This is a genomic window from Novilysobacter antarcticus, from assembly GCF_019802285.1.
Lineage (GTDB): Bacteria > Pseudomonadota > Gammaproteobacteria > Xanthomonadales > Xanthomonadaceae > Novilysobacter > Novilysobacter antarcticus.
Genome location: NZ_JAIEUJ010000001.1, coordinates 825511 through 844901 on the forward strand (window position 1 = coordinate 825511; position 19391 = coordinate 844901).

The 19391-nt window shown below is 65.0% G+C and carries 15 protein-coding genes; 8 read left to right on the forward strand and 7 right to left on the reverse strand.

Annotated features, from left to right (window positions below):
• Positions 1-40 precede the first annotated feature (40 nt).
• Positions 41-2266 (forward strand): M3 family metallopeptidase, encoded by a 2226-nt coding sequence (locus tag KZ491_RS03785; protein ID WP_222564487.1) that lies wholly within the window; start codon positions 41-43, stop codon positions 2264-2266.
• A gap of 87 nt (positions 2267-2353) precedes the next feature.
• On the opposite strand, the gene KZ491_RS03790 is transcribed toward KZ491_RS03785, so the two are convergent.
• The 3 genes from KZ491_RS03790 to KZ491_RS03800 form a co-directional block, all read right to left on the reverse strand.
• On the reverse strand, positions 2354-3205 hold the full coding sequence (locus KZ491_RS03790) for a DUF3298 and DUF4163 domain-containing protein (protein WP_222564488.1): 852 nt from the start codon (positions 3203-3205) through the stop codon (positions 2354-2356).
• Between the two features lie 136 nt (positions 3206-3341).
• Positions 3342-4055, reverse strand: a complete 714-nt coding sequence (locus KZ491_RS03795) for a pseudouridine synthase (RefSeq protein WP_222564489.1) — start codon at positions 4053-4055, stop codon at positions 3342-3344.
• A 102-nt stretch (positions 4056-4157) separates the two neighbouring features.
• Complete coding sequence (locus KZ491_RS03800; protein WP_222564490.1) at positions 4158-4463, reverse strand: GNAT family N-acetyltransferase; 306 nt, start codon at positions 4461-4463, stop codon at positions 4158-4160.
• 225 nt (positions 4464-4688) lie between these two features.
• Here KZ491_RS03800 and KZ491_RS03805 point away from each other — a divergent pair, with 225 nt between their 5' ends.
• Positions 4689-4889 carry a hypothetical protein gene (locus KZ491_RS03805; RefSeq protein WP_222564491.1) on the forward strand — a complete coding sequence of 67 codons (201 nt, stop codon included), beginning with the start codon at positions 4689-4691 and terminating at the stop codon, positions 4887-4889.
• Between the two features lie 6 nt (positions 4890-4895).
• On the opposite strand, the gene KZ491_RS03810 is transcribed toward KZ491_RS03805, so the two are convergent.
• The 3 genes from KZ491_RS03810 to KZ491_RS03820 form a co-directional block, all read right to left on the reverse strand.
• Positions 4896-5501 carry a rhomboid family intramembrane serine protease gene (locus KZ491_RS03810; RefSeq protein ID WP_222564492.1) on the reverse strand — a complete coding sequence of 202 codons (606 nt, stop codon included), beginning with the start codon at positions 5499-5501 and terminating at the stop codon, positions 4896-4898.
• Positions 5502-5504: 3 nt separating this feature from the next.
• Positions 5505-7073, reverse strand: coding sequence for a POT-type proton-dependent oligopeptide transporter (locus KZ491_RS03815; RefSeq protein ID WP_222564493.1), 1569 nt, complete (start codon positions 7071-7073; stop codon positions 5505-5507).
• Between the two features lie 85 nt (positions 7074-7158).
• The gene (locus tag KZ491_RS03820; RefSeq protein WP_222564494.1) at positions 7159-9207 is read right to left on the reverse strand and encodes a TonB-dependent receptor family protein; all 2049 of its coding nucleotides are present in this window, start codon (positions 9205-9207) and stop codon (positions 7159-7161) included.
• Between the two features lie 467 nt (positions 9208-9674).
• Here KZ491_RS03820 and KZ491_RS03825 point away from each other — a divergent pair, with 467 nt between their 5' ends.
• The 5 genes from KZ491_RS03825 to KZ491_RS03845 are packed head-to-tail and all read left to right on the forward strand — an operon-like array spanning position 9675 to position 17174.
• Complete coding sequence (locus tag KZ491_RS03825; protein ID WP_222564495.1) at positions 9675-10958, forward strand: efflux RND transporter periplasmic adaptor subunit; 1284 nt, start codon at positions 9675-9677, stop codon at positions 10956-10958.
• A 14-nt stretch (positions 10959-10972) separates the two neighbouring features.
• Entirely contained in the window at positions 10973-14128 is a 3156-nt protein-coding gene (locus tag KZ491_RS03830; protein WP_222564496.1) for an efflux RND transporter permease subunit, read from the forward strand.
• Positions 14121-15560 (forward strand): efflux transporter outer membrane subunit, encoded by a 1440-nt coding sequence (locus tag KZ491_RS03835; RefSeq protein WP_222564497.1) that lies wholly within the window; start codon positions 14121-14123, stop codon positions 15558-15560. The genes KZ491_RS03830 and KZ491_RS03835 overlap by 8 nt, the downstream gene beginning before the upstream one ends.
• Entirely contained in the window at positions 15557-16174 is a 618-nt protein-coding gene (locus KZ491_RS03840; RefSeq protein ID WP_222564498.1) for a TetR/AcrR family transcriptional regulator, read from the forward strand. Before KZ491_RS03835 ends, KZ491_RS03840 begins: the two co-directional genes overlap by 4 nt.
• 46 nt (positions 16175-16220) lie before the next feature.
• Positions 16221-17174: an aldo/keto reductase gene (locus KZ491_RS03845; protein WP_222564499.1), complete on the forward strand. Its 954-nt coding sequence runs from the start codon at positions 16221-16223 to the stop codon at positions 17172-17174.
• A 76-nt stretch (positions 17175-17250) separates the two neighbouring features.
• Here the strand turns inward: KZ491_RS03845 and KZ491_RS03850 are convergent, their stop codons facing one another.
• The gene (locus tag KZ491_RS03850) at positions 17251-19140 is read right to left on the reverse strand and encodes an ATP-binding cassette domain-containing protein (RefSeq protein WP_222564500.1); all 1890 of its coding nucleotides are present in this window, start codon (positions 19138-19140) and stop codon (positions 17251-17253) included.
• Here KZ491_RS03850 and KZ491_RS03855 point away from each other — a divergent pair.
• Entirely contained in the window at positions 19139-19366 is a 228-nt protein-coding gene (locus tag KZ491_RS03855) for a hypothetical protein (RefSeq protein WP_222564757.1), read from the forward strand. The two genes, KZ491_RS03850 and KZ491_RS03855, sit on opposite strands and share 2 nt — an antisense overlap.
• Positions 19367-19391: the final 25 nt, after the last annotated feature.

Below are 19391 nucleotides of genomic sequence, written 5' to 3' on the forward strand. Positions count from 1 at the left end.
CGGTTAGGCTGCAGCATCCCATCGACGAGGTTCCTGTCCTATGAAGCACCCTCTCGCGCTGGCCCTGGCAGTGGCGCTGACCACCAGCCTGGCCGCCTGCAGCCAGTCCGACGCCAATACGGCTGAGCCCAGCCAGTCCGCAACCCAGGACGGCAACACCGTGAACGAATCCAGCGACAACCCCTTCTTTGCCGAGAGCAGCCTACCGCTGCACTACCCCGCCTTCGACAAGATCACCGACGCCGATTTCGGCCCCGGCTTTGATCGCGGCATGGCCGAGCACCTCAAGGAAGTCGAAGCGATCGCCGACAACGCCGAGGCGCCGACCTTCGAGAACACCATCATCGCGCTGGAGAAGTCCGGCGAGATCCTCGACCGTACCTCGACCGTGTTCTTCTCGCTGGTCGGTGCGGACACCAACGACACCCGCAAGGCGATCCAGGCCGAGTACGCGCCCAAGCTGGCCGCGCACCGCGACGCCATTGCGCTGAACCCGAAGCTCTTCGAGCGCATCCAGAAGCTGTACGACACCCGCGACTCGCTGGGCCTGGACGCCGAGGGCGTGCGCCTGGTCGAGCGGTACCACACCGACCTGGTCCGTTCGGGCGCCAAGCTTCCCGAAGCCGACAAGGTCCGCCTGAAGGAGATCAACGGCGAGTTGGCCAACCTCAGCACCCAGTTCAACCAGAACGTGCTGGCCGAGGTCAACGCCTCCGCCATTACGGTTGACAGCAAGGACGAGCTGGCCGGCATGACGGACGACCAGATCGCCGCCGCCGCCGATGCGGCCAAGGCCGCCGGCAAGGACGGCAAGTACGTCATCGCCCTGCTCAACACCACCGGCCAGCCGTTGCAGTCGCAGCTCGAGAACCGCGCCCTGCGCGAGCGCCTGTACAAGGCATCGGTGAGCCGCGGCAGCCGTGGCAACGAGTTCGACAACACCAAGCTGGTCTCGACGATCCTCAAGCTGCGCGCCGAAAAGGCCGAGATGCTGGGCTATCCGACCTACGCGGCCTACGTGCTGGCCGATGAAACCGCCAAGACCCCCGAGGCGGTAAACGAAATGCTCGGCAAGCTGGCTCCCCCGGCCGTCGCCAACGCCCGCCGCGAAGGCGCTGCGCTGCAGGCGATGATCGACAAGGAGCAGGCCGCCAAGGGCGAGCCCACCTTCAAGCTGGAGCCGTGGGATTGGGCGTATTACACCGAGAAGGTCCGCGCCGACAAATACGACTTCGACGAGTCCCAGCTCAAGCCGTATCTGGAAATGAAGAACGTGCTCGAGAACGGCGTGTTCTACGCCGCCGGCCAGCTGTACGGCCTGACCTTCAAGCAGCGCACCGACCTGCCGGTCTACCACCCCGACGTGACCACGTATGACGTGTTCGACAAGGACGGCAGCCAGCTGGCGATCTTCGTGTTCGACCCGTTTGCCCGTCCGTCCAAGCGCGGCGGGGCGTGGATGAACTCCTACGTCTCCCAGTCCGAACTGACGGGCAACCTGCCGATCGTTGCCAACCACCTCAACATCACCAAGCCGACCAATGGCCCGGCCCTGATGACGTGGGACGAGACCACCACGATGTTTCACGAGTTCGGCCATGCGCTGCACGGCATGTTCTCGAACGTGAAGTACCCGTACTTCAGCGGCACCAGCGTGCCGCGCGACTTTGTCGAGTTCCCGTCCCAAGTCAACGAGATGTGGGCCGATTGGCCCAGCGTGCTGGCGAACTACGCCAAGCACTACAAGACCGGCGAGGCGATGCCGCAGGCGTTGCTGGACAAGGTGGCGGCCGCCTCCAAGTTCAACCAGGGCTTTGCCACCACCGAGTACCTGGGTTCGGCGATGCTTGACCAGAGCTGGCACCAGGCCAAGGCCGACAAGATCCCTGACGCTGCCGGCGTGATGGACTTTGAAGGCGCTGCGCTGAAAGCCAACGGGACCGACTACGCCGCCGTGCCGCCGCGCTACCGCACGCCCTACTTCAGCCACATTATGGGCGGCTACGCAGCGGGCTACTACGCCTACATCTGGTCGGAAGTGCTCGACGCCAATACGGTTGAGTACATCAAGAAGAATGGCGGCCTGACCCGCGAGAACGGCGATCGCTTCCGCGACACCCTGCTCTCGCGCGGCGGCAGCAAGGACGCCTTGCAGCTGTTCCGCGACTTCGCCGGCCATGAAGCGGAAATCACGCCGTTGCTGGTGCGCCGCGGACTTGATGGAACGGTCACCGATGACAGCAAGGTGCCGGTTATCAAGGAGTAGTCCAGTCGCAAAGCCTGGATGAAAAACGCCGCCGGGTTGATCCCGGCGGCGTTTTTTGTGGGTGGGCACATTGCGGATGCTGCAACGCTAACTACCGCCGTCGAAGAGCTCACGGTATTGCGCGGCCAGATGCGGCATCAACACACCTGCCGGCACATCGACGGTCTGGACGCCATCCGAGTAGGGCCCGACCTGATAGGGCGAGAAAACAAAACGCAGTCCGCGCAGCTTCCCCGCTGTGCCCTGCAAGGGTTCGAACTGGGCGAACTGCGCGGCCTCGGGCACGGTTCCCTCATCGATCATGCGGCTCGCGTTGCGCATCATCCGGGTGCGCTCTGCGGGATCCGGATGATCGGCATCGACGCGCTGGGAGAGGTCCGTGTGCAGTTGTTCGCGGGTGAAGTCGGAAATCGCCTTCCAGCCGGCCGCGTCGGTTACTAGATCCTCAGCGGTGAGCATCTTCTCCTGCGCGGGAAGCCAGTTGAAACGCGCAAGCAACGGCATCCCATGGGCGCCGCCCGTGTAGCTGCTGCCATCGGCAGCCCAGGAGACGAGCTGCGGCGTACGCAGCACCTCGACAAAGCTCAGTGACAGGTCGTAGGGAACATTGCTGCCGGCGTCTTCTCCACGGGGGCGCGACTGCGCGGCCTGGATCATTTCCTCGCGGGCACTGTCGGCGTACGCTTTCAACTGCCGCGCCAGACCGGGATACGTTGACGCGTCGCCCTGATAGCTGATGCCGACGAGATAGTCGCTCGTTCCCTCGACAACGTCCTCAAGCACTACCGGCTGGTCGTCGGTCACCGGCTCGGGCAACCCCGAAGGCTGAGTGGTGGCGGTGTCCGCGGGACGGGCAGCATCGGGCGAAGAGCGGTCACAACCGATGGCGGTGACCAGCAAGCCGGCCATGAGCGCGGCGATAAGTGGCGTGTGACGCATGAAGCGATTCCCTGAACGATTTGTGCGCAGCCTAATCGCGCGGACGTGACGTCCGTATGCACGAAAGCCCTGCGCGACAACGCCTGGGCTCGAACGGCTGTTTATTGCTGCGGATCAGGTCCGGCGGGGTATCCCCTCACCACTCGGTGCGGTGCGGAATCAGACCCTGCAGTTCCTCGTCGGTCAGATTTCGCCATTGGCCGATCTTCAAGCGGCCCAGTTTGACGTTGCCAATACGGACACGCACCAGCGTTTTGACCCGGAATTTGAAGTACGCAGCCATCAGGCGGACCTGGCGGTTGAGCCCTTGCACCAGCACGATGCGGAACCCAAAACGCCCCAACTTGGAGGTCTTGCAGGGCAACGTGGTCTGGCCGTGGATGGGCACCCCCTTGGCCATCGCGCGCAGGAACTCCGGCGTCACGTCGTGATTGACCGCGACCAGATACTCCTTCTCCAGCTTGTTCTCGGCACGCAGGATCTCGTTGACGATGTCACCGTTGCTGGTCAGCAGGATCAGCCCTTCCGAGTCCTTGTCGAGCCGGCCGACAGGAAAGATCCGCTGCTCGTGGCCAATGAAATCGATGATGTTCCCGTCCACCGCCGACTCGGTCGTGCAGGTGATCCCCACCGGCTTGTTGAGCATGATGTATACGTGCTTGCGCTTGCCCTTGGCCACGGTACGCACGCGCAACGCCTGGCCATCGATCTTGACCTCGTCATCCTCACCGACTTCCGAGCCGACCCTCGCGCGAACACCGTTCACGGTCACCCGACCTTCGGAGATCAGGCGATCGGCTTCGCGGCGGGAACAGAAACCGCTTTCGCTGATGTGTTTGTTGAGGCGCATGGCTGCTTGGTGACCGGTACGGGTCGCGTAGGCTGGCACAAGTGTCCGTCAATGGCGAACACCCGACCATGATCGGCCGACAACGGCAAAGCCCCTGGGCAGTTACCCGCCTTGTTCCACGAGGGAAAGATAGGCGGGATGGCGCTTGGCCCATCCAGCGGCATAGCTGCATTCCGGGCGCACCTTCCATTCCTGCCTGCTGGCGTGCTCGAAGGCCGCTTCCACGAGTTGCCCGGCTATTCCGCGGCCGCCAATCTCGGAGGGCACAACGGTGTGGGTGATAACCATGACACCGCCTTCCTCTTGATAGTCGAGTACCGCATCGGTGCCATCGACGGTGAGAATGAAGCGGCCGGCGTCAACGTCGTGACGCGGCGGTGGCGTTTGTGGAGAAGATTGACCTGCCATGGGGAAGCTCCTGGTGTTGTTGGGTTGCCAGCAATCTACTACCGGAGGCATTCACCAGGCATGAGCACCGCGCACATGGGCAGAGCGTGCCATCCCTCGGCTGGACCTGACGCACCGGGGCAACGCGCCCCTGCCCCGGGCTCCCCATCCCGGGCGTTGGCGACTGGCACGGAACCTGCGCTTACCTGGTTATCCCCGCTTGCCGCGGGGTTGGGGAGATCAGCAATGTGGGATCAGGACAATTCGTTTCCCCCACCCTGCACTGCGGGGGCGGACAACGATGCAGAGGAATTGGTCACGCGGCTCTACGAGCTGAGCCAGGATTCGGCGGCCGACGGCGCGGAACTGGAGAGCCTCGATGCCATCGTCTACCAGCGCCTGCTGCAAACCTACGGCGACGAGGCTACCGAACCGCTCGAATCCTGACCGGCCTCACCCGAACGATGGGCTCAGCAGCTCACGCAGGAAGTGGCTACCGATGGCCGGATTGAGCATCAGCACGAACAGAACGCCGTAGATCGCGCCCGACAGGTGGGCACTGTGGTTGGTTCGGCCGGCGCCGCTGCGGTCCATCCAGAACGAGTAGCCGACAAAGAACACGCCGTACAGGATTGCTGGCACCGGCAGGAAGAAAACGAAGATCAGCGACCACGGCTTGACCAGGATGAAGGCGAACAACACCGCCGACACCGCCCCGGACGCCCCCAGACTGCGGTAGTTGCGGTCACCCTTGTGGCGCAGGTAGGTGGGCATGATCGCCACCACGATCGCCGACAGGTAAAAGAGCGCGAAGCCGACGGGCCCGATCATCTGCGTTATCAGCTGCTCGGCGAACCGGCCGAAAAAGAACAGCGTGATCATGTTGAACAACAGGTGCTGCCAATCGGCGTGGATGAAGCCGTGTGTGATGAGGCGGTCGTACTGCTTCGCGCCGCTGATTGCCGGCGGCCAAAGGATGAGGCGCTCCAGCAGGCGAGGGTTGCCGAACGCCTGCCAGGACACCAGCACGGTGATGGCAATAATGGCCAATGTGATCATGGGTCAGACTTTCCGGTAGTGGTCGACGACGCGGTAACGGCGGGCATAGAGTCCGAACACCAGTGCGGCCACCAGTGCGAAGGCAGCGAAGAAGAACATCTGGAACGACGCGGTACTCAGGCCGGTCGCGGCGATGTTGCCGGTCACCGCATCATTGCGTACCGCGGCATTGGCCAGCAGCACCCAGAGGTTGCCGATGGTGGTGGTCAGGTTCCAGAAGCTCATCACCACGCCCTTCATCGCGAGTGGCGCCTGGCTGTAGGCAAACTCAAGCCCGGTCGCCGAGACCAGCACCTCGCCGAAGGTCAGCAGCGCATATGGCAGGACCTGCCAGACGATCGACATCGGATCACCGTTGTCCATGGCCACCTGGATGCCACCGATGACGATCCACGCCAGCCCACTGAAGGCGATGCCTGCGGTCATCCGTCGCAGCGCGGTCGGCTCCCAGCCGAAGCGACGCAGCGCCGGGTACAGGACCAGGTTGTTGAACGGAATCAGGATCATCACCAGCGCCGGGTTCAACGCCTGCATCTGCGATGACACGAACCACTCGGGCTTGGTCATCGCGTTGCCCTGGATGACCCAGGTCGATGCCTTCTGGTCGAACAGCGAGAAGAACGGCGTGGTCAGCGCGAAGATCACCAGCACACGCAGGACGCTGCGAACGCCATCGACCGCCATGTCCGGATGCACACCGCGGGCGCGGTCCAGCTGCAGGTAGGCGCCGCCGCCCACGCCAACCAGCAGCACCACCAGTGCGATGCAGAACGCGATCACGAAGCCCAGGGTCGGGATCAGGGCGAATGAGGCGGCCGCGACCACCACGCCTGCCATCGCCATCCACAAACCCATCCTCCCCTGCCCCGGCCTCTCGGCCAGCAGCGCGGTGCGGATGACCCGCGAGAAGGAGTCCGGATCGGCCACCGTGGCCGGCGGCACGATCACGTAGTGCTTGCGGCCGAGCCAGAACACAAACGTGGCGATGAACATCAGCGCGCCGGGGATGCCGAAGGCCACGCTGGCACCGAAGTGCTTGAGGAACAACGGCATCATCAGCGAGGCGAACAGGGAGCCGAAGTTGATGATCCAGTAGAAGCCGTCGAAAACGACCTTCGCCAGATGCTTGTTGGTGTGGTCGAACTGGTCGCCCACGAAGGACGCCACCAGCGGTTTGATGCCGCCCGCGCCCAGGGCGATCAGGCCCAGGCCGGTAAAGAAGCCCGTGCGACTGTCCTCGAACATCGCCAGGCACGCATGCCCGGCGCAGTAGATGAGGCTGAACCACAGGATGGTGTTGTACTTGCCGAAAAACCGGTCCGACAGGTAGCCGCCCAGCAACGGGAAGAAGTACACACCGATCATGAAGGTGTGCATCAGGTCCTTCGCCGCGAGCTCGCGCTCGGTGCCTTCCAGGATGTGCTGCAGCAACGTCGAGGTGATCAGGAACTGCACCAGGATGTTGCGCATGCCATAGAAGCTGAAGCGCTCGCATCCCTCGTTGCCGATGATGTAGCGGATCTGGCGCGGAAACCGGGCCTTGCCGGTCGCCGCGGCGGCGTTGATCGTCATCTTTCGCTCGTCCGGAAAAATCGGAACCCGGAGCCTACGCGATGCGGATGGCCAAAGCCCATGCCGTTGGCGGTGTTTGGCTCACTCAGAAGCTGCGGCTCGCGGAAACACCGACCTGCCAGTGGCGACCCGGCGCCGGCTCGTAAAAGCGCCCGTTGCCGTCATTGACGATCACCGAGCCGATGATGTCGCGGTCAAAGACGTTGTTGAGGCGTGCGAATCCGCGCCACTCCAGCCCGCCGGCCTGAAGACGGTGCTCGGCGGCCAGATCGAAGCGCGCGGCGGCAGGTGCGTACTCGGAGTTGGCATCATCCACGGCGATGCGGTCGGTGAACTGCGCTTCCAGCATCACGTCGGTCGAGGCAAGAGGGCTCCAGCGCAGCTCCGACCAGGCGGTATTGCGCGCCAGGCCCGGGATGCGACGCCCGGCCTCGATGAGGAGGCTGTCGTCGCCGCAGGGCGGCGTGCCGCACGCGGCAAAATCAGTCAGATACTCGGCGTCCAGGAAGGTGTAGGCGCCGGACAGATGCCACTGCGGGGCAAACTCGATCGTGCCGGCCAGTTCGACGCCCCGGCGGCGCGACACCCCGGCGTTGCCGTAGACGCTGCGTCCGCCCTGATTGGCGATCACCACCAGTTCGTCGCGGGTCCGGCTCTGGAACACCGCACCGGACCACTCCCAGGTGTCACGCCGTGCACGGACGCCGGCTTCAATGTTGCGGCTGCGCGCCGGGGCGAGGCCGTCGTTCAGGCCGCTGCGGCCGTCATCGCGATAGGCCAACTCGGACAAGGTTGGCGTCTCGAACCCGGCTCCCGCGTTGGCATAAACGCTCAACCACGGCGTGGCCCGGAACAACACCCCGGCCACCGGCGAGGTGCGCGCGTAGTCCAGCGAACCACTGTCATCGGGGTTGTCGGCGGTCACGTAATGGTCGCGCGAGCCGAATCGCACCTGGCTGCGCCGGGCCCCCAGGTTGATCCGCCAGCGCTCGGCGGGCGCCCACTCGGCCTGGGCATAGGCATCGCGGGCGGTGACCCGGTCAACCTGGTCACGCCGGAGCTTGCCAACCACACCAATCCGGTCGCCGATGAAATTCTCGAACCCGCGCCGGCGCTCCTCGGACACCTGGTACTCCAGCCCGGTGGTCAGCGAAAACGGCCGCTCCAGCAGCGTTGAGGCCCATTGCCAACGCAAATCGGCGCCGCTGTAGTCGCGGTCCAGATCGATCGCCCCGCCGCCATGCATCGGGTTCTTGCGTTGAACGATGACCGGCACGGACAGCATCTGGGTGGTCTTGCGGCTGCCCGCATGCGCGGTCAGGCGCACCGTCTGGGATTCACCCAGCGCCTGCTCGATCTGGGCGCCGGCCTGTCCCTGGCGGACCGTCTTGCGGGTATCGAAGGCAAGCGCGCCCTCACTGGCCGCGCGACGGTCGCCGCGCACCTGGCTCGCCGTCAGTCCCTGTGGATCGTCGGCCTCCAGGTCCAGACCGTTGACCAGCACGGTGTAGCGGGTCCCTGTCCCGGCAACGCCCTTGATCACCGCCTGACCACTGCGCCGGTGCGAACGACTGTGGCGTCGATAGCCGTCGCTGCGCACGTCGGTGAAATCACTCACGAGACTCCCATCGCCGTGGCGACCCCAGGGTGACTGGAACGACAGCGAGCCCTGCTGCAAGCCGTAACCGCCCACGACCAGGCCCGCCGAAGCCGTCGGTTCGGCCGGCGCCGCTGCGGTGAATAGCGAGATCACCCCGCCAGACGCATTGCCGTACAGGGCGGAAAACGGTCCGCGCAATACTTCGATGCGCTCCGCCGAGGCGATCGGAAAGTGGGATACCTGCCCCTGTCCGTCGGGCATCGTGGCCGGGATGCCATCGGTGTACAGCCTCACCCCACGCACGCCAAAGGTGGCGCGGGCGCCGAAGCCGCGAATCGAGATCTGCAGGTCCTGGGCGTCGTTCTGTCGATTGCGGGCGACCACGCCGGGTATCCGGCCCAGGCTCTCGGAGAGGTCAATGGCCGGGCGCGCCCGGTGGATGGCGTCGCTCTCGAGCACGTCGATCGCGGCCGGCACGACCAGGGCATCGGCAGGGATGCGCGTCGCTGACACCACCACTGGCGCCAGTTCCACCGCCGACCCTGTAGGAACGCGGTGTTCGCTTGCGGAGAGACCGGCCGACTGCGCGTGCGCTGCCGAGTGAGACGAGAGCGCTATCACGACGCAACAGTGCAGGAGAATCAGCGACGGCCAGGCGCGTCCAGGAGTATGTCCCACGTGGCAAACCTCGAATTTGAGCGCATAACGCATCTGAGTAAGGACGCGCAGCCTAACCCGGTTCGGGGGAGGTCCTTGTCTTCAGGCGTGAAAAAACACCCGAACGCACGAAATCACTCTTACTTCAAGTCCCTTCCGCGAGTATTGGCGAGTTCAGCGGCGTGCGCCTCGTGATCCAGATTCGTCAAATACTCGTACGGCTTAAGTTGCCTGTTCAGGATTCGCACGCAGCCCGTTGACAATAAAAGAATGATCGTTCATTCTCCCCCGGTCAGAGCGGCCGCCCCGCTCCTTTTTTTATCCCATTTTTTGAGTCCAGTCCCATGCCCAGGTCCCCACGTCACTTGGTTTTTCTGCCGTTGGCGCTTGCCGTCGCCTTGGCCGCCTGCGGTGGCGAGCCAGACGCCCAGCAGCGGCCCGCAACCCCGGTCACCGTGGTGACGCTTGCCCCCGAAACCACGACGCTGACACGGGAGTTGCCCGGCAGGACCAACGCCTTCCAGATAGCCGAGGTGCGCCCGCAGGTGACCGGCATCGTTGCCAAGCGGCTGTTCCAGGAGGGCGGCATGGTCAAGGCAGGCCAGCCGTTGTATCAGTTGGACAACGCGGCCTATAAGGCGTCCGCCGCCACCGCCCAGGCCCAGCTGGCTCGGGCGAAGGCGACGCTGGTCGCAGCGCGCCTCACTGCGGCCCGCTCCGCTGAACTGGCCAAGATCGACGCGGTAAGTAAGCAGGACAACGAGAATGCGACCGCCGCTCTGCGGCAGGCCGAAGCGGAAGTCGCCGCCGGCCAGGCCGCCGTGCAGAGCGCGCAGGTGACCCTGGGTTTCGCCCACATCACCTCGCCCATCAGCGGCCGCATCGGCAAATCCTCGGTTACGCAGGGCGCGCTGGTGACCGCCAACCAGCCCGAGGCGCTGGCGACCGTGCAGCAGCTGGACCCGATCTACGTGGACCTGACCCAGTCCGCCAGCGAGCTGCTTCAGCTGCGCAAGGGGCTGGCATCCGGAACCCTGGAGGACGGCCGCAGCCTGCCCGTCACGATACTGCTGGAGGACGGAACCGAGTTCGCGCACAAGGGCGAGTTGGAGTTCTCCGAGGTCAGCGTCGACCCGACTACCGGCAGCTACGCGCTGCGGGTCAAGGTGGATAATCCGGACGACCTGCTCTTGCCGGGCATGTACGTGCGCGCGGTGATCGGCGGCGGTGTCCGCCAGAACGCGATCCTGGTGCCCCAGCAGGGCATCACCCGGGATCCCAAGGGCAACGCGACGGCAATGGTCGTCAACGCCGAGAACAAGGTTGAGGTTCGCCAGGTCAAGGTCAACCGCACCGTCGGCGACAAGTGGCTTGTGGATGAAGGCCTGGTGGCAGGCGATCGCGTGATCGTCGAGGGCCTGCAGAAGGTGCAGCCCGACGCGCCGGTGCAACCAACAGAAGCAGGCGACGCGCCACAAGCACCGGCTGCCCAAAGCGGCGCCGGCGCGCCAGCGGCCGCACAGCCGGCCGCCGCCTCACCCGATGCACCCAACCCCGATGCCGCTGACCCGGCGACACCCGCCGATGCAGCCACGCCCGCTGACGACGCGCCGGCCGCGCAGCAGTAAGCAGAGAATCCCCCATGGCTCACTTCTTCATTGACCGCCCGATTTTTGCCTGGGTGATCGCGATCATCGTGATGCTCGCCGGCTCGCTGGCGATCTTCACCCTGCCCATCTCCCAGTACCCGACGATCGCGCCGCCGACCGTGTCGATCAGCGCCAACTATCCCGGCGCTTCGGCCAAGGTCGTCGAGGACTCGGTGACCCAGATCATCGAGCAGAACCTGAAAGGCCTGGACGGGTTGCTGTACTTCTCCTCCACCAGTGAGGCCAACGGCACCGCGTCGATCACGCTGACCTTCGAGGAAGGCACCGACCCGGATACGGCCCAGGTGCAGGTGCAAAACAAGCTTCAGTCCGCCATGCCGCTGATGCCGCAGGAAGTGCAGCGCCAGGGCGTCAATGTCAGCAAGTCCGCGAGCGGATTCCTGCAGGTCATCGGCTTCGTGTCCGAGGACGGCAGCATGGAGAAGGACGATATCGCCGACTACGTCGGGGCCAACATCGCCGATCCGCTCAGCCGCGTTCCCGGGGTCGGCAACATCCAGGTGTTCGGTGCCAAATACGCGATGCGCATCTGGCTGGACCCCGACAAGCTGGATACCTATGCCCTGACGCCGGCCGACATCACCACCGCCCTGCAGGCCCAGAACGCCCAGGTGGCGGTGGGCACGCTGGGCGGCGCGCCGGCGATCGACGGCCAGCAGATCAACGCGACCATCACCGCGCAGGATCGTCTGCAGACACCGGAACAATTCCGCGACATCATGCTGCGCAACAACAAGGACGGCTCGGTGCTGCGCCTGGGCGACGTCGCCCGGGTCGAGCTGGGCGCGGAAAACTACGAGTTCATCACCCGCTACAACGGCCAGACCGCGACCGGTGTGGCCATCTCGCTGGCCACTGGTGCTAATGCCCTGGACACCGCCGATGGCGTCAAGGCCACGCTTGAGGAGCTGAAGCCGTTCTTCCCGCCGGGCCTGGTGGCGGTTACCCCGTTCGACACCACCCCGTTTGTCCGCGTCGCGATCAAGGGCGTGATCATGACGCTGATCGAGGCGATCGTGCTCGTGTTCCTCGTGATGTACCTGTTCCTGCAGAACTTCCGCGCCACGCTCATCCCGACCATCGCCGTTCCGGTGGTGCTGCTGGGAACCTTCGGCATTCTGGCGGCACTGGGCTTCTCGGTGAACATGTTGACCATGTTCGCGATGGTGCTCGCCATTGGGCTGTTGGTGGACGACGCCATCGTGGTGGTCGAAAACGTCGAGCGACTGATGTCCGAGGAAGGCCTGTCGCCACTGGAGGCCTCTCGCAAGTCGATGACGCAGATCACCGGCGCACTGGTCGGTATTGGCGTCGTGCTTTCGGCCGTATTCATTCCGATGGCATTCCTGGGCGGGTCCACCGGCGTCATCTATCGCCAGTTCTCCGCCACCATCGTCTCCGCCATGGCTCTGTCGGTGATGGTTGCAATCGTGCTGACACCGGCACTGTGCGCGACCATGCTCAAGCCCATCAAGGAGGGTGAACACGGCAAGACGACCGGCTTCTTTGGCTGGTTCAACCGCCACTTCGACAGCGGCAGCGCCAAGTACCAGCGTGGCGTACGTTCGATCATCGGCCGCCGCAAGCGCTACATGGGCATCTTCGCCCTGATGGTGCTGCTGATGGGCCTGCTGTTCCTGCGCCTGCCCAGTTCGTTCCTGCCGCCCGAGGACCAGGGCGTGCTGTTCTCCGAGATCGTGGCCCCGGTCGGTGCCACGCAGGAGCGCACCATGGAGTCCGTCAAGAAGGTCGAGAACTACTTCCTCGAGAATGAGAAGGACGCCGTGGAGTCGGTGTTCTCCATCCAGGGCTTCAGCTTCAGCGGCACCGGCCAGAACAGCGGCATGGCCTTCATCAAGCTCAAGGACTGGAGCGAGCGAACCGACAAGGACCTTGCCGCCACTGCGGTTGCCGGTCGCGCCATGATGGGCCTGTCCGGCATCAAGGACGCATTCGCGTTTGCCTTCTCCCCGCCGGCGATTCCGGAATTGGGCACGTCGGCCGGCTTTACGATGTACCTGAAAGACAACGCGGGCATGGGCCACGACGCCCTCATCAACGCACGCAACCAGTTGCTCGGGGCTGCCGCCCAGGATCCGATGCTGGTCAACGTTCGCCCCAACGGCAAGGAAGACGCGCCCCAGCTGCGACTGGACATCGATCAGCAAAAGGCTGCCGCATTGGGGCTGTCCGCTGCGCAGATCAATGCGACGCTTGCGGCCGCATGGGGTGGCCAGTACATCGATGACTTCATCGATCGCGGCCGGGTCAAGCGGGTGATGTTGCAGGCCGATGCGCCCTTCCGCATGGTGCCGGAGGACTTCAATCGCTGGTCGGTGCGCAACAACCAAGGCGAGATGGTGCCCTTCTCGGCCTTTGGCACCTCGCGCTGGGAGTACGGTTCCCCACGCCTCGAGCGTTACAACGGCGTGCCGGCGGTGGAAATCAACGGCGAGGCGGCACCGGGCGAGAGTTCCGGTGCGGCGATGGACCGTGTCGAAGAGCTTGCGGCGCAACTGCCGCCGGGTTTCGACATCGAGTGGACCGGACTGTCCTACCAGGAGCGCGCGGCCGGTGCGCAGACCCCGCTGCTGTACACCCTTTCGTTGCTGATCGTGTTCCTGGCGCTGGCGGCGCTGTACGAAAGCTGGACCATTCCGACCGCAGTGCTGATGGTGGCCCCACTGGGCATCCTGGGTACCGCATTGGCAGCATCGTTGCGCGGGATGGAGCGTGACGTCTACTTCCAGGTCGCGATGTTGACGACAGTGGGCCTGACCAGCAAGAACGCGATCATGATCATCACCTTTGCCCGTGACCACATGGTCGAGGACGGGATGGATCTCATCCGCGCCACGATGCAGGCCGTGCACGAGCGTCTGCGTCCCATCCTGATGACCTCGCTGGCCTTCGGCATGGGCGTGCTGCCGCTGGCCATTGCCAGCGGGGCCGGCTCGGGCGCGCAGCGTGCGATCGGCACCGGCGTACTCGGCGGCATGATTGTCGGGTCTCTGCTGGGTCTGTTCTTCGTTCCGCTCTTCTTCGTGGTGATCGAGTTGCTGTTTGACCGTGACCTGCGCAAACCCGCTGCCGAAGCTCTGGCAGCAGGAGACGACCGCAATGCATAAGCCACTCGTTACCGCGCTTGCGCTGGCTACCACCCTGTTCGTGTCGGGCTGCGCGATGCTCGAGCCGCGCGTGCCGGAAGTGGCCCCGGCGATCCCCGCCGAGTGGCCACTGCCGCCCACCACGTCGGCCGACTCGACGGCGCAGCCCACCACGGCCGTGGCGCCCCAGCTGGATCTGGGCACGATGCCGGTCGCCGACGTGGGCTGGCGGGATTTCTTCGTCGATCCGCATTTGGAACAGCTGATCGCGCAGGCGCTGGAGAACAACCGCGATCTGCGCGTTGCGATGCTCAACGTCGAGCGCGCCCGCTCCCAATACCGTATCCAACGCGCCGACCGGGTGCCCTCGCTGGGCGTCAGCGCGGAGCTGCAGCGCACCGGCGGCGACGCACCGGTCACCGACGTCTACACGGCCGGGCTCGGGATAGCGCAGTTCGAACTGGACCTGTTCGGCCGCGTGCGCAGCCTCAGCCACGCCGCGTTGCAAAGTTACTTCGCCAGCGAGGAATCGCGTCGCGCCGCGCAACTGGCGCTGGTGGCGGAAGTGGCCAACACCTACCTGACGTTGGCGGCCGACCAGGAACTGCTTCGCGTCACCGAAGCGCGGCTGGCGAACCAGCAGGCCGCCTACGATCTGACCAGCAAGCGTTTCGAACTCGGCGCACTGTCGGCACTGGATCTTAACCAGGCCCGCACGACCGTCGAAGCCGCGCGCTCTGACGTCGCCCGTTTTGCCGGTCAGGTGGCGCAGGACATCAACGCATTGACGTTGCTGGTCGGGGACACGATCGATCCGGCGCTGCTGCCGACCCGATTCGAGCCGAGCGTGAGCGGCTTGGCCGGACTGCCTGCCGGACTGCCCTCGAGCGTACTGCTGCGCCGACCGGACGTGATGTCGGCAGAGCATCGCCTGCTCGCGGCCAACGCCAACATCGGCGCCGCCCGTGCAGCGTTCTTCCCCTCGATCAGCCTAACCGGGTCGATTGGCTCCGCGAGCGACGAGTTGTCCGGTCTGTTCGAAGCCGGCAACGGCGTGTGGTCATTCATGCCGCGCATCAACCTGCCAATTTTCCAGGGCGGCCGACTGCGCGCCAACCTGGGCATGGCCACGGCGGATCGCGACATCGCTCTGGCCGAGTACGAGAAGTCGATCCAGAGCGGCTTCCGCGAAGTCGCCGATGCCCTGGCCCTGAGCCGGACCTTGGCCGATCAGCGTCTGGCCCAGGAAGCGTTGCTGGAGGCCGCGACCCGTACCAACGAGTTGTCGCAGGCCCGTTACGACGCCGGCCTGGACAGCTATCTCACCCTGCTGATCACCCAGCGAACGCTCTATGACGCCCAGCAGTCGTTGGTGGCAACACTGCTTGCCGAGCAGGCCAACCGGGTCACCCTGTACAAGGTGCTGGGCGGAGGCTGGGTCGAAGGCCAATGAACGCCGCGCCGGACATTCCTGGAGCCAACAAGGCCGAGGCACGCGTGGAAGCGCAACGCGAGCGGATTCTCGCTGCTGCGCAGAAATGCTTCGTCGAGCGCGGCTTCCACGGCGCCAGCATGGCCAATATCGCCGAGACGGCCGGGATGAGTGCGGGCCTGATCTACCGCTACTTCGCCGGCAAGAGCCAGATCATCCTCGCCATCGTTGAGCACCAACTGTCGATGCTGCTCAACGACATCAACCTGAAGCGCAAGGTGGACATCACCGCGGAACTGATCGCCAGCTTCGATCGCGGTGGCGATGACCAGAGTCGGGGCATGAACCCGGCGCTGCTGCTGGAAATGTCGGCCGAGGCAACGCGCGACCCCAGCATTGCGGCCTCGCTGGACGGCTTCGACCGTGCCTTGCGGGGTGCACTGGCGGACTGGCTGGGCGAGGACGACGAAGACGGCCGTCCCGGTCTGCCGCAACCGCTGGCCCAGCAGCGCGCGCTGATGATGCAGGTGCTGTTTGAAGGCCTGAAGGTGCGCCAGACCCGCGAGCCCGATCTCGATCGCACCTTGCTTGAGGCGGCGCTACGCGAATTCGTGCCCCAGCTGCTGAAGGCGTAGCGGGTGACGCTGCGGTAGATTGACCGTCCCACCACGGAGGTCTCCCATGCAGAAGCGTTCCCTTGGCAAAACCGGCCTTGAGATTGCCCCGCTGGTACTCGGCGGCAACGTGTTCGGCTGGACTGTGGACCAGGAGCAGTCCTTCGCCCTGCTGGACCGTTTCATCGATGCGGGTCTGGATGCGATCGACACAGCAGATTCCTACTCCACCTGGGTGCCGGGCAATCACGGCGGGGAGTCGGAAACCATCATCGGCCAGTGGCTGAAGGCACGTGGCGCCCGCGACCGGGTGACCCTCATCACCAAGGTCGGGTCCAAGCTGGGTGACTTCGAACGCGGTTTGCGCGGCCTTGACGTAATCGCCCGCGCCGAGGACTCGCTCCGGCGTCTGCAGACCGACCACATCGACCTCTATCTCAGCCACTGGCCCGACCCTGCCACGCCTTACGAGGAAACCCTGCGCGCTTACGAGCAGCTCATCGCAGAGGGCAAGGTGGGGGCGATCGGTGCGTCCAACCTTGATGCCGCGCAGCTGCGCGAGGCACTGGCAGTGGCCGACCAGCTGGGCCTGCCCCGCTACGCGGTGCAACAGCCCGAGTACAACCTCTACGACCGCGCCGGCTTCGAGTCCGGACTACGCGAGCTGTGCATCGCCGAAGGCCAGGGCGTCATCACCTATTACAGCCTCGCCTCCGGCTTCCTGACGGGCAAATACCGCTCCAGTGATGACCTGGGCAAGAGTGTGCGCGGGGAAGGCGTGGCGAAATATCTGGATGCGCGTGGAATGAGGATACTGGCTGCGCTGGACCGGGTTTCCCAGACCCACAACGCGGCGCCGGCGGAGGTGGCCCTCGCGTGGCTGATGGCCCGCGAAGGAGTTACGGCACCGATCGCCAGTGCAACCTCGGCAGAGCAACTCGACAGCCTGGTGCGTGCTACTCGACTGGTCCTGGACGAGGCCGACCGCGAGATCCTGGATACCGCGAGCGCACCCGGCTGACCGACGCCCTCCACGTCCCGTCGTCAGCCTCCGATTGCCACCTGGCCCCAGTCCCGGAGCCAGCCGGTGCGGCGCGTCAGTCCTCGCCTTCGAGCTCCGCCCAGCGAGCGAACGCCTGTTCCAGCTGAACGTGCAGTTGTGCCATCGCCACGTTGTGGGCCGCGATTGCGTCAGCATCGCGCTGGTAGAACGCGGGGTCGTTCATCTCCGTCGTCATCTCCGCAATGCGCGCGTCCAGGCCCTCGATCACGCCCGGCAGGGCCTCCAGCTCGCGCGCTTCCTTGTAGGCGAGCTTGCGCTTGGGTTTGGACGGCGTAGTCGCGGCGGCGGCAATCGGGGAGACCGGCATTGAGGTCGACTTGGTCGGCGCCTCCACACGCGCCGCCGGGCGCTGGCGCACCCAGTCGCTGTAGCCACCCACGTACTCGCCGACCTTGCCGTCGCCCTCCATCACCAGCGTCGAGGTCACGACATTGTCGATGAAGTCACGGTCATGGCTGACCAGCAGCAGAGTGCCGGGATAGTCTCCGAGGATCTCCTCCAGCAGCTCCAGCGTCTCCACGTCCAGATCGTTGGTGGGCTCATCCATGACCAGCAGGTTGGAGGGCTGGGCGAACAGCTTGGCCAGCAGCAGGCGGTTGCGTTCACCTCCCGACAGACGGGTGATGGGCGCGCGCGCGCGCTCCGGGGTGAACAGGAAGTCCTGCAGGTAGCCGATCACGTGCTTCTGCTTGCCGCCAACCTCAACGAACTCGCGACCCTCCGAGACGTTCTCCAGCGCGTTCCAGTCCTCGCGCAACGTCGCCCGGTACTGGTCGAAGTAGGCGATCTGGAGATTGCTGCCGGAGCGGACCTCGCCTGAAAGCGGCTGCAGTTCGCCCAGCAGCACTTTCAGCAAGGTGGTCTTGCCACTTCCGTTGGGGCCGATCAGGCCGATGCGGTCGCCGCGGAAGATCGTCGTGGAGACGTCTTTCAGCAGCGGTTTGCCGCCAAAGTCGAAGAACACCGACTTGGCTTCGATCACCTTCTTGCCCGAAGACTCGGCCTGGGCCAGGTCCATGCGCACGTTGCCGACCGCGTCGCGGCGCTTGGCGCGTTCGGAGCGCATTGCCTCCAGCCGGCGCACGCGGCCTTCGTCGCGGGTCCGTCGTGCCTTGATGCCCTGCCGGATCCAGATCTCTTCCTGCACCAGCATCTTGTCGAAGCGGGCGTTCTCCTGCGCTTCGGCGTTGAGTCGTTCCTCGCGGCGGCGCTCGTAGTTGGCCCAGTCGCCCGGCCAGCTGGTGACCTGGCCGCGGTCGATCTCCACGATCCGGGTCGCCAGTGCGCGCAGGAACCGCCGGTCATGGGTGACAAACAGTAGCGCGCCCTTCCACGAGTTCTTGAGGAAGTCCTCAAGCCAGTCGATGGCCTCGATGTCCAGATGGTTGGTCGGTTCGTCCAGTAACAGCAGGTCGGGCGCCGACACCAGTGAGCGGGCAAGCAGCACTCGCCGTTTCATGCCGCCGGAGAGACCGGAAAACTCGGCGTCGCCGTCCAGGCCGAGGCGGTCCAGGGTTTCCACGACCTTCTGATCCGCGCCCCAGCCGTCGGCCGCTTCAATCTTGGCCTGCACATCGGACAGCGCATCGCCATCGAACACGTCGGCATGGCTGATCCGATGGTATTCGGCCAGCCATGCACCCAGCTCGCCCATGCCGCTGGCGACCACGTTGAACACGGTGCCGCCGGCGTCGGACGGGACTTCCTGTTCCAGCCGGGCAATACGGCGACCGCTGGCACGGCGGATCTCGCCGTCGTCTGGCTGGATATCGCCTGCCATGAGGCGCATGAGGGTGGACTTGCCGGCGCCGTTGCGGCCGATAAGGGCGATGCGCTCGCCGGGTTCAATGGACAGCTCGACGTTCTCGAGCAGGAGCGGGCCGCCGACGCTGTAGTCGACGCTGTTCAGGGTGATCAATGACATGCCCCTATTCTACGCGGCCCGCGACGCGCGTAGCCGGGATTCGCGCATACTGGCGGGTGCGGGCCGGATGGGTCCGTCTGCCCACTCAGCGGCGCTACCGGAGATCGACATGGCAAAGGGCATGGACCAGAAGAAGGACGAGAAGAAGAAGCCGTCCAAGACGATGAAGGAAAAGAAGGCGGAGAAACGCGACAAGAAAGCCGGGAAATCCTTCGCTCCCGCCTGATCGACGCTGCGTGATCGGCGCTGAT

Excerpts from the sequence above, each read along its gene's own strand:
- KZ491_RS03785 (WP_222564487.1), top strand. The coding sequence starts at position 41 with ATGAAGCACCCTCTCGCGCTGGCCCTGGCAGTGGCGCTGACCACCAGC.
- KZ491_RS03790 (WP_222564488.1), bottom strand. The coding sequence starts at position 3,205 with ATGCGTCACACGCCACTTATCGCCGCGCTCATGGCCGGCTTGCTGGTC.
- KZ491_RS03795 (WP_222564489.1), bottom strand. The coding sequence starts at position 4,055 with ATGCGCCTCAACAAACACATCAGCGAAAGCGGTTTCTGTTCCCGCCGC.
- KZ491_RS03800 (WP_222564490.1), bottom strand. The coding sequence starts at position 4,463 with ATGGCAGGTCAATCTTCTCCACAAACGCCACCGCCGCGTCACGACGTT.
- KZ491_RS03805 (WP_222564491.1), top strand. The coding sequence starts at position 4,689 with ATGTGGGATCAGGACAATTCGTTTCCCCCACCCTGCACTGCGGGGGCG.
- KZ491_RS03810 (WP_222564492.1), bottom strand. The coding sequence starts at position 5,501 with ATGATCACATTGGCCATTATTGCCATCACCGTGCTGGTGTCCTGGCAG.
- KZ491_RS03815 (WP_222564493.1), bottom strand. The coding sequence starts at position 7,073 with ATGACGATCAACGCCGCCGCGGCGACCGGCAAGGCCCGGTTTCCGCGC.
- KZ491_RS03825 (WP_222564495.1), top strand. The coding sequence starts at position 9,675 with ATGCCCAGGTCCCCACGTCACTTGGTTTTTCTGCCGTTGGCGCTTGCC.
- KZ491_RS03830 (WP_222564496.1), top strand. The coding sequence starts at position 10,973 with ATGGCTCACTTCTTCATTGACCGCCCGATTTTTGCCTGGGTGATCGCG.
- KZ491_RS03835 (WP_222564497.1), top strand. The coding sequence starts at position 14,121 with ATGCATAAGCCACTCGTTACCGCGCTTGCGCTGGCTACCACCCTGTTC.
- KZ491_RS03840 (WP_222564498.1), top strand. The coding sequence starts at position 15,557 with ATGAACGCCGCGCCGGACATTCCTGGAGCCAACAAGGCCGAGGCACGC.
- KZ491_RS03845 (WP_222564499.1), top strand. The coding sequence starts at position 16,221 with ATGCAGAAGCGTTCCCTTGGCAAAACCGGCCTTGAGATTGCCCCGCTG.
- KZ491_RS03855 (WP_222564757.1), top strand. The coding sequence starts at position 19,139 with ATGCCCCTATTCTACGCGGCCCGCGACGCGCGTAGCCGGGATTCGCGC.
- KZ491_RS03850 (WP_222564500.1), bottom strand. The coding sequence starts at position 19,140 with ATGTCATTGATCACCCTGAACAGCGTCGACTACAGCGTCGGCGGCCCG.